10 protein-coding genes and 2 pseudogenes are annotated in these 14,227 nt (G+C 58.6%); 6 read left to right on the top strand and 6 right to left on the bottom strand.

Annotated elements, in window-relative coordinates; all coding sequences use genetic code 11:
• Positions 1 to 11 precede the first annotated feature (11 nt).
• Positions 12 to 1,007 (bottom strand): zinc-dependent alcohol dehydrogenase family protein, encoded by a 996-nt coding sequence (locus FHX09_RS28030; protein WP_184450982.1) that lies wholly within the window; start codon positions 1,005 to 1,007, stop codon positions 12 to 14.
• Between the two features lie 626 nt (positions 1,008 to 1,633).
• On the opposite strand from FHX09_RS28030, the pseudogene FHX09_RS28025 reads away from it, so the two are divergent.
• From FHX09_RS28025 to FHX09_RS28015, 3 genes and pseudogenes are all read left to right on the top strand, one after another.
• A pseudogene (locus tag FHX09_RS28025) lies at positions 1,634 to 3,497 on the top strand (mechanosensitive ion channel family protein); the annotation flags it as partial.
• Positions 3,498 to 3,733: 236 nt separating this feature from the next.
• Entirely contained in the window at positions 3,734 to 4,567 is an 834-nt protein-coding gene (locus FHX09_RS28020; RefSeq protein ID WP_132594862.1) for a universal stress protein, read from the top strand.
• A 102-nt stretch (positions 4,568 to 4,669) separates the two neighbouring features.
• Positions 4,670 to 5,488: a universal stress protein gene (locus FHX09_RS28015; protein ID WP_184450980.1), complete on the top strand. Its 819-nt coding sequence runs from the start codon at positions 4,670 to 4,672 to the stop codon at positions 5,486 to 5,488.
• Here FHX09_RS28015 and FHX09_RS28010 read toward each other — a convergent pair.
• Complete coding sequence (locus FHX09_RS28010) at positions 5,485 to 7,350, bottom strand: heavy metal translocating P-type ATPase (RefSeq protein WP_132594858.1); 1,866 nt, start codon at positions 7,348 to 7,350, stop codon at positions 5,485 to 5,487. The genes FHX09_RS28015 and FHX09_RS28010 overlap by 4 nt on opposite strands.
• A gap of 138 nt (positions 7,351 to 7,488) precedes the next feature.
• Here FHX09_RS28010 and FHX09_RS28005 point away from each other — a divergent pair, with 138 nt between their 5' ends.
• Positions 7,489 to 7,935 (top strand): hypothetical protein, encoded by a 447-nt coding sequence (locus FHX09_RS28005; RefSeq protein ID WP_132594856.1) that lies wholly within the window; start codon positions 7,489 to 7,491, stop codon positions 7,933 to 7,935.
• On the opposite strand, the gene FHX09_RS28000 is transcribed toward FHX09_RS28005, so the two are convergent.
• On the bottom strand, positions 7,889 to 8,638 hold the full coding sequence (locus FHX09_RS28000; protein WP_132594888.1) for a response regulator: 750 nt from the start codon (positions 8,636 to 8,638) through the stop codon (positions 7,889 to 7,891). The two genes, FHX09_RS28005 and FHX09_RS28000, sit on opposite strands and share 47 nt — an antisense overlap.
• Before the next feature lie 288 nt (positions 8,639 to 8,926).
• On the opposite strand from FHX09_RS28000, the gene FHX09_RS27995 reads away from it, so the two are divergent.
• Entirely contained in the window at positions 8,927 to 10,321 is a 1,395-nt protein-coding gene (locus FHX09_RS27995) for a trypsin-like peptidase domain-containing protein (RefSeq protein WP_132594854.1), read from the top strand.
• 211 nt (positions 10,322 to 10,532) lie between these two features.
• Positions 10,533 to 10,988: a host attachment family protein gene (locus FHX09_RS27990; protein ID WP_165933215.1), complete on the top strand. Its 456-nt coding sequence runs from the start codon at positions 10,533 to 10,535 to the stop codon at positions 10,986 to 10,988.
• Between the two features lie 198 nt (positions 10,989 to 11,186).
• Here FHX09_RS27990 and FHX09_RS27985 read toward each other — a convergent pair whose 3' ends face one another.
• From FHX09_RS27985 to FHX09_RS27975, 3 genes and pseudogenes are all read right to left on the bottom strand, one after another.
• Entirely contained in the window at positions 11,187 to 13,094 is a 1,908-nt protein-coding gene (locus FHX09_RS27985) for a PAS domain-containing sensor histidine kinase (RefSeq protein ID WP_132594850.1), read from the bottom strand.
• Positions 13,095 to 13,108: 14 nt separating this feature from the next.
• Positions 13,109 to 13,855, bottom strand: coding sequence for a helix-turn-helix domain-containing protein (locus tag FHX09_RS27980; protein WP_132594848.1), 747 nt, complete (start codon positions 13,853 to 13,855; stop codon positions 13,109 to 13,111).
• 222 nt (positions 13,856 to 14,077) lie between these two features.
• Positions 14,078 to 14,227: pseudogene (locus FHX09_RS27975) on the bottom strand (YecA family protein); the annotation flags it as partial.

Raw genomic sequence — 14,227 nt, 5'->3', positions numbered from 1 at the left:
CCTCTAAGTGATCAAGCCGCTTCTACCGGCACTAGGACAGCCGCCCCGTTGAGTCGACCGGCTCGTAGAGCCGCCAACGCATCGTTGGCCCGCTCAAGGGAATAAGCGGTTGTGACAGTTCGAATGTTTGCTGCTCGCACGACCACGAAAAATTCGTGGGCGTCAGTGCGGCTAAGATTGGCCACCGACACAACTCGCCGCTCCCCCCACAGTAGGCGATAGGGCATGGCAGGAATATCGCTCATGTGGATGCCGCCGCAGACAACCACACCGCCTTTCCGAACGGCAGCCAGTGCCTTGGGCACCAGCTCGCCCGCCGGAGCAAAAAGGATGGCGGCGTCGAGCAGTTTCGGCGGAACTTGGTCAGACGATCCCGCCCATACAGCTCCCATTTCCAATGCAAAGCGCTTTCCTTCGTCGTCTCCCGGTCGGACGAACGCATAGACCTCCTGCTGTTTCCAGCGGCAGACTTGTGCCAGGATATGAGCGGCGGCGCCAAAGCCGTAGAGCCCAACGGTTTTCCCGCCACCCGCCATCTTCAATGATCGCCATCCGATCAAGCCCGCGCAAAGCAATGGCGCGGTGGCAACCGGGTCCGAGCCCTCTGGTAGCGTGAACGCATAGTCCGCGTCGGCGACGACATGAGTCGAGAACCCGCCGTCGATCGTGTAGCCGGTGAACCCTGGGGCGTCGCAGAGATTTTCCTTTCCGTCACGGCAAAAGGAGCAGCAGCCGCAGGTGCGACCGAGCCATGGCACGCCAACCCTTCGACCTAGCAACGTTTCCGGCGCGCCGGATCCTAGCGCGATGACGGTCCCTACAATCTCATGGCCAAGTATCAGGGGAAGCTTTGGGTCAGGAAGATCGCCATCGAACACGTGGAGGTCCGTCCGGCAGACACCGCAAGCCTCGACCCTGATCAAGACTTGTCCCGCTGATGGAGACGGATCCGGCAGTTCGACAAGGCGCAGAGGCGTCCGAACTTTGTCAAGCATCATCGCCTTCACGTCAGCCTCCATCGATCGAAAAGTAACTCAATCAGCAACACACCAAGCGTTCTTGCCTTGACCTGAATCAAAGACTCCGCCCTCGCCGAGCGATACGAAGGATTGTTGGCGTAGCTGTCCATACGTACGCTCACGACGACGAGGAGGAGGGCAACATGGACCATATCGTAACCAGTACCCTCAACGCCAATCGTGCCGTCATTCCCAGTTGCTCGATCGCTCCAAACAACGATAGACGGCACTACGTCCCCCGATCGCGAGAGACCGCTGCTGGGATGTGCCTGTCGGACCTTTGCTGCTGCATACGGTCGTTTCACGACCCAGCGCCGTAAACTTGGACGCTTCGTTGGTCGTTACCGCGCAAGCAACGACCACGCTCTGGTTTGATTGGTCGGCCTTGTGTAATCCGAGGCCACTAGAGGAGGTTCGATCTTACCTTGGACACCGCGCGATAGCCTCGAAAGGCGAGCTGCCTCATTATAGCTTCTCGCCCGCTGTTCGACTACGGCCACATCATGCGAATAGGTATCAAGCGGAGTCCGATACCAGACCTCCGTTTGAAACTTGAGACCTGCCTGCCACAACCACTCTGCCCCGTGCCCCGTGCGCCCGCGAGGTTCCCTCGGATGAAACTGGAAGCTGCAATTGTAGGATTCTTCCTCGTGCTCGCGTCGGTCGCTGCCGCACAGCAGCCTCCCTCCGAGACGAACCGAAAGATTGACGAATTCGTACGCCTGTTGGATGACCCCGACGTCCGTGCGTGGCTCGACAGCCGCAGGTCCGAAAATCCATCTTCCGCTCCCGGTGCGGCTGAAAGCAATTTTGCCCTCGTTAAATGGGAAGCCGCCGTCCGTAGCCGTGTACACAACGTTTTAACCGCCATCCCACGAATTCCGGCAGAGGTCGGCACGGCTGCTGTTCGAACCCGCGAGGAGGCCATCGCTAGGGGCTATTCCCCCGTCTTTGCGATTTTCGCGGGCCTCGTCGCCATTGGCCTCATAGCTGAATTGATCTGGCGCAGGCTTGTCGCGCGCAACAATGATCTGCTTGCTCGGCTTGGTTCGCTCGGGGGCTATGGTCTTTTTCGCGGTTGATTGGCCTCCCCTCGCGCGTTTGACCTTGCTCGCCTGTCTGGCGGCTTTCATCGCCGTTCGCTTGGCAATCGCTCTGATATCCTTGGCGGCCATTTCACCCGGCCAACGCCTGCGTCTGTCGATCCTTGCAGGATTGATCTGCATTGCGATCGCCAACGCGGCTATCGCGGAGCCCCTCGGCATCAGCCATGATGTTTCCGACGCCATCGCTTTCTGTTTCTCCGCAATGATACTCGTTGTGGCGACTGAAACGGTCTGGTCGACAATGCATATGTCATCGACATTGAAGGCCGGTCTAACAGCGTTCGGCGTCGTGCTATGGATCGCCTGGTCGCTAGACATGAGAGGCCTGTTCTGGCTTGGCATTTATGCCATCGTTCTTCCCAGTGTTCTGAAAGGAGTCACGCGCGTTGCCGGCCATCTTCATTCCGACGCCACCGGGCTGCGAGGCGTCCTGATCACACACGGTATTCGAGCCGTCGTTATTGGGATGGCGGTTGGATGGCTGGCAATCGTCTGGCATTTCAATCCGGATGCGCCTGGGCGGCGGGACCCATGGATTTCGGCGTTGGTCTATGGTGGCATGAAAAGCGTGGGTGTCCTTGTTCTCGCCGACCTGGTCTGGCAATTGGCAAGGAACTGGTTCGACCGTACGCTGCTGGTGGCTACCGACACCACCTCTCTTTCACCTGCTGATGCGGCGCGCCGCGCGCGATTCCGGACTCTGCTGCCAATCTTTAGAAATGCGATTGCGGTTGTCGTCTTGGTCTTGGCGGGCTTGATCGTACTTTCCGAGTTGGGGGTGCAAATCGGCCCGCTTGTTGCGGGAGCTGGGATTTTCGGCGTCGCGATAGGCTTCGGATCGCAGACTCTTGTGAAGGATATCATCAGCGGTGTCTTCTATATGCTCGACGACGCGTTTCGTGTCGGTGAATACATTCAGGCGAAAGAGTACAAGGGAACCGTCGAGGGCTTCAGTCTTCGTTCGGTTCGCCTCAGACACCATCGCGGTCCGGTATTCACGGTACCCTTCGGCGAACTCGGCGCGGTGGAAAACATGAGCCGCGACTGGGTGATCGACAAATTCCGGATATCGGTCGGCTACAACACCGACATCGAAATGGCTCGCAAGCTCACCAAGAAGGTGGGCGTCGACCTCAAGGCCGATCCCGAGCTTGGACCGCTATTCATCGAACCATTGAAGATGAAGGGCGTGGAGGAGTTTGGCGATTACGGGATCGTGCTGAGCTTCGCGATGACCACAGTCCCCGGCATGCAAACCTACATCCGGCGCAAAGCTTACGCCCAGCTTCGAGAGGTCTTCCTGGCAAACGGAATCACCTTCGCCCAGCCAACGGTCCAAGTCGGCGGTGACGACAAGAGCGGCGGAGCGGCGGAGCGGCAGCAGCGGCGGCTGCGATGCGCCCACACCAAGCGGGCCCGGCCGAACCGTTCACCTAGCATCCAGGCAAGGCATCTGGCCGCTTTTGTCGCGGCTCGGCCCGCTCTGCGATAGGCAGTCAATCTAGCCACTGCTGGGTTGGTGACGCGCATTTGCGACTTTGATCAACATCAAAGACAGGGCCCCTGCAGCTAGTACAATTCTCCTACCAAACCAAGGAGGGCAGCAAGATGAGCATCAAAACCGTCATATGCGTCTTCGGTGTCGACCGCTGGGATCTGGACCTCAAGACCGCCATCGAGTTTTGCGAAATGCAGGGCGCACATATGACCGCCCTCGTCGTCTGCATGGGGCGTGTTCCGGCGATTGCTACGTATGAAGCGCTTTCCACCACCTGGCTCGAAGGGCAGCAACAAGAAATCGATCGCCTTTCCGAGGAGACGGCCGCGGTCCGCAAGATCCTCGAAAGAACTGAACTGTCCTTCGATGTGCAGGAAATCTACACCGAGTTCGCCTGGGCCGACGACGACATTGCACAACGTGCACTCTATGCCGATCTTGTGCTTATTGGCCCTCAGGCCGCAGGGAATGAGGACCTTCAGCGGCGAATTGTCGATGGAGCGCTGTTCCAGTCCCCAACGCCAATTCTCATCAACCCTCGCATGCAGCCGGTCGTGGCGTTTCCGAAGTCCGTACTGCTTGCCTGGGATTCGAGCGAAGAGGCCGCGCGTGCAACCCGCCAGTCGATGGAATTTCTGAAGGGCTGCGATGCGGTGCACGTCACCCTCGTGGATCCTGTCGCTAGCAGCTTCGCGAATGGTGAAGAGCCGGGATCCGACATTGCCACCTTCCTTGTCCGTCACGGGATCAAGGTGGAAGTTGACCGCATCGCGAGCGGTGGGCGCCGTGTGGACGAGACATTGCGTCAGCACGCGGTAGACGTGGCGGCCGACATGGTGGTCATGGGTGCTTACAACCACCCGAGGATCCAACAGCGGCTTTTCGGCGGTGTGACACGGTCGATGCTGAAGGACAGCCAGATCCCGCTTTTCCTGTCCCGTTGACGCAGACTCTACGCCTATCGGCTCCGGCAGTCGCCGGGGCTTGCCAACGATATCAATGAAGTTCCCAACCGAAAGTCACTCATCCCATCCAAGGGGATCGCCATGAGGCCACAGTTCCATCTGCCCTTGAGCACATATCCAGAGGCAAGCTCGTTTACGATTATCGAGAACGCCATCCAGTTCTGCCTCCATCACGCGGCGGATCTGGTAGCGAGCCTTTCCGTCGCTCGGCGTCCTGGCCATCAGCTCGAACGCGCTGAAAATTCTATCGACGACGAGATACTTCAGGCTGATCGCTTCGACCGCAAGGTGGCCGCCCAGCTTGTCAGGCATCTGAAGCATCGGTCTGAAAGGGTATCTCTCGATGTCAGGCTCGATACGTTCGAGGCGGAGGCAATGTCGGCGAGCCTGAAGCTGGCGGAGGTTTCTCGCGCATACGACCTTACGATCGTCGAAAACTCCGAAATCGCGCGGCCGACAATCGAAAGCCTCGTTTTCGAAAGTGGTCGCCCGCTGCTTTTGCTGCCGCCAGAGGATTTCTACGGACGTATCGACACCGTTTGCATAGCCTGGGATGGCAGCGCCACTGTTGCCCACGCCCTGTCGACCGCCTATCCGCTGATCGGATCCGCCACCAAGGCGATCGTCGCCTGTGTGCGCAATGGAGAGCTATCCCATGACAAGCTGCTGGACCGCTACGTCGAAGCCTTAAAGCATTCGGGCCTTGAGGTGGAACTCGCGGCTTTGCATTGTGATGGCGAAGACATACCATCTGCCATTCAGGATGGTGCCCTCGAAGGCCGTGCCGACCTGCTGATCGCCGGAGCTTATGGTCACTCCAAGCTTCGTGAAGCGATGTTCGGTGGCGTAACGCGTGGTCTGCTCGGCAATCTCCGCGTCCCCGTGCTGCTAGCGCACTAAGCCAGTGCCCGAAGCGCGTTCAAGACGACCGCCACATCAATGGCCTCCTGGATGAGCGCTCCTTGGACCGGAGGCAGAAAGCCGAACGCGGCGACCAGCATTGCGATGGCCGAGAGACCTATGCCGGCGTAGACGCTTTGAAGCGCGATACGTTTCGAACGCCGCCCAATTTTCAGCGCGGTCACGATTTCCTTCAAATCGCTGCGCAACAGCACGACGTCAGCCGCTTCCGATGCGGCGGCGAGATTTCCCCGCGCAACGGCGAGGCCCACATCGGCCGCCGCAAGTGCGGGCGCGTCGTTGACCCCGTCGCCTATCATCATGACAGGTCCGGATTTTCTTTCTAATCGGATGATTTCGACTTTCTTGCCCGCCGACAACTCCGCCTCCACAGCATCCAGGTCGAGCTTTTCTGCGACCGCGCGCGCTACGCCGATCCGGTCACCGCTGGCAAGAATGATCCGTTTGATGCCCGTAGCGCGCAGCTTTGCGACCGTCTCAGGGGCTTCCTCTCTAAGCGTGTCCTCGAAGCAGATGGTGCCCGAATATCGTCCGTCCACGAACACAAGGGCACTGGCCAAAACATTGGTGACGGGAAATAAAGCGCCGCTGATCTTCGAAGCAATGAACGAAGGCCCGCCGACGAGAACATTGTGGCCATTAACCGAAGCCTCAACGCCCTCGCCCGCGACCTCGGTGGCCTTCTCCGGCCTTACGAGAGCGAGGCCGCGTCGGTGGGCTTCGGAGACGATCGCGCGGCCGATGGAATGCGACGATACCTGCTCGGCTGATCCAGCCAGTCGCAGCAGCTCGTTCGCATCGCCCTTGCAGTCAATGTCAGTGACGGCAGGCTGTCCGATCGTAAGCGTTCCGGTCTTGTCGAAAACGACAGTGCGAATGTTGGACAGTGCTTCAATCACTGCCGCTCCCTTGACCAGGATGCCGTGACGGGCAGCGTGTGATGTGCCCGACACGAAGGCGACCGGAACCGCAAGAAGGAGCGGGCACGGAGTCGCGACGACCAAAACGGCCAAAAGCCGCAAGCTGTCTCCGGAGAGCGTCACGGCAAGAATGGCCACGCTTACCGTCAGCACAAGAAACAAGAGCCCAAATTGATCAGCGACACGGAAGATCGGAGCCTTGCTTTGCTTGGCTTCCTCGACGAGTCTCACGATGCTGGCATACGTACTCTCCGCAGCCGGTCGGGCGGCGATCATTTCAAAGGCATCGCCCGCGTTCGACGCCCCGCTCATGACTGGCTGTCCTTGCCCAAGGCGTACGGGAAGCGGTTCTCCCGTAAGAGCAGATTGATCGACGAGTGCGGTGAGGCTTTCCACTCGCCCATCGACGGGGACGATGTCGCCGCGGCGGATAAGCAGTTTGTCGTCAATTCCGATTGCGGCGATTGGTATCTCCACCAGCCCATTTTCTGAGATGCGCGAGGCGGTTCGCGGCACTCGCGACAGAAGGTCGGTCATTCCGCTCTCAGCACGGCTATGGGCGTAGAACTCGAGGAGATGTCCGCCGGCGTACATCACCGAAACGATAGCGCCTGCCAGGTATTGCCCGAACCACAGGGCCGCAGACATGGACAGCGCGGCAATAAGATCGAGGCCGAATTCGCCGCGGCGAAGTTTTGACACGATTTCGACCAGCAGGCGTGCAAGCACTGAGACGATTGCGACAATGAGAAATACCTGAGCAGGAGGTCCGGCACCTGTTGCTTGCAGAACGAGGGAGATCAGAAGACATCCCAGCGCGCTGGAAAAAAGGAGGAGTGGCCAAACGCGCCCAGCAAAATCCCTCACGCTCCAACCGTTGAAAATCGTCTTGCCAACTGGCGCCGCATCGAGTGGCAGCATGCGTCTGTCCATTCAGAAATGGTCGGAAACAGCAAGCGTGGCATAAAGCGAAAGGGGTTCATTGATCTAGGACAATGACCGAAAGCCGTGTTTGCGCGACAGATAAAACTTGAATGACCGCCCACCGGGAGAGCGGCGATGCAGCATGATTATATCCTCAGCGAACTGCGCCCCGATCAAGAGCTCGCCGCGTTTGCGCTTGTATGTAGCGTCGCGCCCACCTTTGGCGAGAGGGACTGGGAGGCATTGCTCGACAAGGCTCGCAACTGGCGCTGCCTCGATGTCGTTGATCACGCGGGCCGTGTCAGAGGCCTGGCCGTATTCAGGATCGTGATGCATCCGCAAGCCGGCATGATTATGGACGTTCCTATCTTCATCGCTCTGAGTGCAGCAAACCAGAACGAGATCGCGGAGAGCCTGTTCGCGGGCCTCCAGGGCTGTGCGACGGGCTGCCAATTCATAAGAGTATGGAATGCCGTGCCCAAAGATTTGGAAGAACTGGAAGATCCCTCGTTCTTTCGACGCTGGGACCACGGGCTCATGTACCGTTTGGCTTCCGATCCGATGTCGCCGGCTTTGCAGTGAACACGTATCCCACGGCCCGGATAGACTTTATGAATTGTGGGCGTCCCGGATCGACTTCTATTTTTCGCCTCAGGCGAGCGATCTGGGTATCGATCGCCCGATCGAACGCTTCCCGTTCCCGGTGGCGTGTGAGATCCATCAATGCGTCCCTGGTCAGCACTCGGCCGGCATTCCTGACGAGGGCATCGAGCATATCGAACTCGCCAGTCGAGAGCTCGACCTCGGCCCCTTGGGGATTGAGAAGCCGTCGCTTTTCCCGGTCGAGCTGCCACCCCTCGAAAGCGACCACGTCGCCCGCGCTCGAGACCGGCTTCGCGCCCGTTTGATAACGGCGCAAGATCGACTTCAGCCGGGCATGAACCTCGCGCAGATGAAACGGCTTGACGACGTAATCGTCGGCACCTACCTCCAGCCCCACCACACAGTCGACGACATCCTCGCGTCCAGTCAGCATCATGATCGGAATGTTGGAGGTGTTTCGGATCTCCCGCGCAAGATCAATCCCATCCTGTCCTGGAAGCACAAGATCGAGAAGAATGATGTCGAACGTCGTGGAGTTCAGGAGCGTCTTCATTTGTTTTCCGTCAGCGGCGCAGGCGACGATATAGCCTTCCTGCTCGAAATAACGCCTTAGCATCTCCCGGACGCGCGCATCGTCGTCCACCACCAGTATCCGCGTGCTGCCGGGAGACCCCGTGGTCATGTGAGCACCGGTGGCCATGTGAGCACCGCCTCCTGAAATCTACGATCCATGCTTGCGGTCGCAGGATTGCGACTGCTACTCGACGCGTCAGGTGCGCCAATAATCGCTGATCACCGATGTAAGTGGTCTTGCTAGCGATACCGCAACAAAATCCATATCGCATTCCATGCACGGCTGCCATGACCAATCTCTTCTTTGCGCTTGGTCAATGCGGACACTCCTCTTCCAAGTCATCTTCAGGCTGCAACCGCATTTTTGGCGCTTGGCAGACGCGAAGAGGATTAGAAAATGGGTGGTCTCATTTGTCGGCTCCGCACCATCCGGGCGCTCGTTTGGTATCTGGAGATCGCCTCGATTGCCGTCGCCTGCGGCTGCGGCGTAGCAAGTGCAAGCGAAACCGCCTCCCCTTCGCTCGCGCCGATGCTCCGCCGAGTTGTTCCGACTGTGGTAAGTATCGCCGTTCGGGGAAAAGTGGAAGACGACGAGTCCTTGATCCTGACGCCTGGCAGGCACGCGGAAGCCTCGCCTTCCGACTTGATTCCGTCCCAGGTTTCGGTGACGGCTGGAACTGGCGTGATTACGGATGCGCAGAATGGCTACATCCTTACGAACAACCATGTGATCGAAGGCGCGACGAGCATCAAAGTCACGATTGCCGACGGTGCGACATACAATGCCGAGGTTGTCGGGAGCGATCCCCAGACAGATCTCGCGGTCATCAGGATCGAAGCTACCGGATTGAACGAAGCGCAGTTGGGGCAGTCGGGTTCGCTCCAGGTCGGCGACTACGTGGTTGCCATTGGCACTCCCTTTGGACTGGGTAAGTCCGTTACATTCGGCATTGTAAGCGCCCTCGGCAGGACCGGCCTCGGACTCGATTCCGAAGAGGGATACATTCAGACAGACGCTTCAATAAATCCGGGCAATTCCGGCGGTGCGCTCGTTGATCTCGACGGCAAAGTCGTCGGCATCAACACCGCGATCCTGGGACCGTCCGGGGCCAACATAGGAATGGGCTTTGCCGTCCCGATCGACACGGCAAAGGCCATCATGCGGCAACTCGTCGCGAAGGGTAGGATTGAGCGCGGTCTGCTTGGCGTCCAGGTTCAGGATAACAGTGCGGATTTCGGCCGCGCCCTCGGGGTCGAGATTGCGACAGGGGCGCTCGTAAGCGATGTTGTGTCGGGCGCAGGAGGTTCGAAGGCCGGAGTAATGGTTGGGGACGTCATCGCTGCAGTGAACGGTACGCCCGTATCGACCGCTGGCCAATTACGAGCGCGGATCACTGCCCTAGCGCCGGACACGACCGTGAGACTGACCGTGATGCGCCCCGGAGGGAAAGTCGAAATCAACGCGACGCTTAGTGCGAGCCTACCCGAAGCCCAGGCTGAAAATCCTGAGTTCGTAGATGGCGAAGGGTTGCTGGCGCTGGTGACGCTCCAGACGCTTGACAGCGCTTCCGATGCCTTTGGCAAGGTGCAAGGCGGCGTTGTGATGGCGATCTCCGACAGCAGCGCCGCTGCCGCGGCCGGCCTTCGGCCCGGCGACGTCATAACCAGTGTCAACAGAACGAAAACAACGACGCCTCAAATGGTGGTAGAGCTTACAAAGGCAGTGAAGGATCTTCTCCTGCTCGGCATTTTCCGTGATGGCCATATGAGTTTCCTGGTCATCAAACGATAGAAACATCAACACGGCTGCAGCGGCTGCAAGCGCCCCCAGGGCGCATCGGCATTCAGGATGTTTACGTGAGCTGATACCACCGAATACTCGCTCTTTGATCCACGGCAATGTCGTTTGTTCGGTTCAGCGATAACATCCTTCCAGTTGCTGGGCCTGAGCAAGGCAAATTGCCAAGGCCCAGTCTCCGACAATGCAAGAGAGGAGAAAAACTATGGACAAAATACGAATTCGCTCGAAGGACTGGATCCTGGTGTGCGATGGATCCAAGGCACTATTTCTGCGCAACGATGGCGACGCGCAGGACCTAAATCTCGTCGAAGTCCGCACTTTGATCAATGAGGGTGTCCCGACGCATGAACTCGGCGCCGATCGTCCAGGAAAAGTTCACGCATCCGCGGACGGCGTGCGAAGCGCAGTTGAAGCCCCTGATCTGCACGAGCGGCAGGAAGAGGAGTTCCTAGCCAATGCGGCGGGGGAGACCGAAGCAGACATCAGGCGAGGTGCGACGCAACGCCTGCTTTTGATCGCTCCTCCACGCGCGCTCGGTTTTCTACGCCAGCATCTTGGAACCGCGACTCAAGCCGCTCTGGTTGCAGAAATCGCGAAGGACTATACGAAGATGCCCGTCCGCGAGATCGAAGCGCGACTTCAGGAGGAGGTTCGCTGAGAAATCGCTGACAACTGTCTGAGCGATTGTCGCGCCGACAAGACTCCCGAGTGAGATCGGCAATCGCTTTGGAGGTGTCAATTATGCGGCTATCCAAATGCGGGCGGCTTTGGCCCGGCTCGCAAATGGCAGGCGACCGGTATTGCGAGGCATGCACCAAATCTCGCAACGTCCGTCGGTCGTTTGGACTTAACGACCTCAATCGAAAAGCTGGCGCAGCCGGATGGCCAGATCCTGAGCTCTGTATGGTTTCTTCAACCAACTCGCGGAAGGCAATGAACGATTGGCAATGCTTGGCTCAGCATAGCCCGAAGTGAAAAGTACTTTGATGTCGGGCTTAAGCAAGAGGGCCTGCCTAGCCAGTTCGTCGCCCGTCATGCCTCCCGGCATGACAATATCGGTAAAGAGAAGATCGATCGTGTGATCCTTGGATAGAAACTTCAGCGCATCTGCGGCTGAAGCCGCCTCCAGCACGGAGTAGCCGCCCTTTCTCAATCTCGAGACGACAACACGTCTGACGCGCTCGTCGTCTTCGACAACCAGGATCTTCTCAGAACCTCCCGGCGCTTCCTCAGTGCTGGCTGCTTTGTTAGCCTTGGCAGCGACTGCAGCCGCAGCGGCAGGCAGAAAGATACGCACCGTCGTTCCCTGATCGAGTTCGCTATGGAGCTGAATATGCCCGCCGAGTTGCTTGACGAAGCCATAGACCATGCTGAGCCCAAGTCCGGTTCCGGCACCGACACCCTTGGTGGTGAAGAACGGTTCGAAGGCGCGGGTCTTCACGTCTTCAGACATCCCGCTTCCGCTGTCGGTTACGGAGATCAAGACGTAATCGCCCGGCCTCGATTCAGGGTACATCCGGGCATAGTCGAGATCCAGTCTTGCTCGTGAAATCTCGAGTGTAAGGCTGCCGCCGTTCGGCATGGCATCGCGCGCGTTCAGCGCAAGATTGAGCAAGGCGTTCTGGAGCTGGGAGCCATCGACGAGCGCGATGTGATCGCTGCCTTTGATGCTGGTGCGAAGTTCAATTGCCTCACCGAGTGTTCGTTGCAAGAGTTCGGAAAAGCTCGATACCAGCGAGCCGATGTCCACGCTCTTGGGATTGAGGGGCTGACGCCTTCCAAATGCAAGAAGCTGCCCGGTCAGCTTCGCGCCATCGTCGGCGGCCTCCTGGGCCTCACGAACCAGTTCGCGTTGCTTTTCGTCGGTTAGGCAGGCGTCGAGCATTTCAAGATTTCCGCTAATCACGGTCAGCAAGTTGTTGAAGTCGTGAGCAAGCCCGCCGGTCAACTGTCCGACAGCCTCCATCTTCTGAGCTTGACGAAGCTCCTCTTCGATCCGATGCCTGCTGGTTAGGTCACGGATGAAACCGGTGAAGATGCGAGTGTCATTCGAGATCGCCTCTCCAACGGAGAGCTCCATCGGGAAGACCGACCCATCCTTCTTGCGGCCCTTCACCACGCGGCCGAGACCGATGATCCGGGCCTTGCCCGTCCGCAGATAGTCGGCAATGTATCGGTCGTGTTCCTCCCGATATGGCGACGGCATGAGCATGCGAACGTTTCGGCCGATTACCTCGCGCGACGAGTAGCCGAACAGCCCCTCGGCAGCGGCGCTGAAGGAGGTTATAGAGCCGGTGTCGTTGATCACGACCATGGGATCCGGAACGGTTGCGAGAATCGAGCTCAGGTGCGCCTCGCGGTCTGCAAGATCTTCCTGTACCTTCCTGGCTTCTGAGACATCGATATTCGTCTGTATGACGACCGGCGTCGGCGAAGCCGCGTCGAAGACGACCCAGCGCGTCGAAACCGTCATCGGATGTCCATCCTTATGGCGATGAACTATATCACCATCCCAAGTGAGGCCGGCGTAAACGTCCTTCCTGATGTCGTCGATCGCCCTCGGGAACTCGGTGGCAAGAAGCTTGTGGACTACTTGCCCTACGGCTTCCTCCCGCGTCCAACCGTAGAGCCGCTCGCAACCCGATGTCCAATGGCTGATGACACCGTCGACGCCGTGGATGATCACGTTCGTGTCGTCGAAGACGCGGGCGATGACATCAAGATCCCGCCCCTTGGACGTCGAAACCGCGGCATCGTTTGCCATCGTCGCCTTCCCGCTTAGTGATGGTGTCGCATCGGCGTTTCGTCGAAGCGGAAGCCTTCGTCTGCGTCAGCTTGGCTCTCTCCTGCCCTATGCACAAGAGCAGACTTGTTGCGCACGACGATCCTATATCGGCCACTTACCGATATGAGGCCCATGCCGACCAGTTTGGTGATGGTGCGCGAGACGGTTTCGATGGTCAGTCCAAGGTAGTCCGCGATATCGAGCCGGGTCATCGGCAGGCAGATGGCGGCCGGATCGGCGACTTGCGACGCGCTTTTCTCCAATCGGTTCAGAAGAAAGCTGCACAACCGTTCTTCGGCGCTCTTGCAGGAAAGTAGCACCATCTGGTCCTGCGCCGCCGCTACTTCGTCGCGAAGCTGCGACAGAAGCACGGGACGCAGGTGAGGCTGCGCCCGTAGCTGTTGTTCGAAGGATGCTTTCGTCCGCCGCTGAAAGGAAACGTCATCGATCGCCTCGGCGCTGTAGAGATATCGGTTCTTGAACGACACGCCGACGATATCGCCTTTGGCGAGAAATCCGGTGATCACTCGACGGCCGTCATGCAGGAGTCGGCAGATGCGCAGGTTGCCCTCCAGGATCGCGAAGACATGATCGGCGCGATCTCCTTCGAAGAACACGACCTTGCCCGCCGCTGCACGTTCGACCGGAGCTCGGTTGAAAAGCACGCCGAGGCCCATCGGCTCCGGTGAGACCGATACTTGCTCAAACAACTGCCTGACATTGAGATTGTTCGCCAACATGATCTTTCCTCCACTCAGGTGGCGTTCAGTTGACGACCCTTACGTTACAGGGGAATGCTTCTTCTGTGCCAATTGGCGGAAGTTTGTGACAGTCTGTTACAGCCAGATTCATCGATGTCTGGCAGTGACGAAAGCGGTGTCTTGTTCGTCTTTCGATCAACCGTGAGCGCGACGAACAGCCCACGGCTTTCGTGATTGACTAAATAGGTTTCTGGCTCTCGGTCAGAACTTCTGCCTTGCCCGCTTCGGCATAAAATAGGTTCGGATATTGACGAGCGCTTCGGCGACGTCAGCAGCATCCTGGCGGGTCGCTTTCCGTTTTGCGTCGCCGAGCTTGCGGATGGGGGCGATGATATCGCCAGTGACGGCATG

Source organism: Rhizobium sp. BK538 (genome assembly GCF_014197575.1).
In the GTDB taxonomy this organism is placed as follows: domain Bacteria; phylum Pseudomonadota; class Alphaproteobacteria; order Rhizobiales; family Rhizobiaceae; genus Rhizobium.
This window is presented reverse-complemented; position numbering and strand designations above follow the sequence as displayed.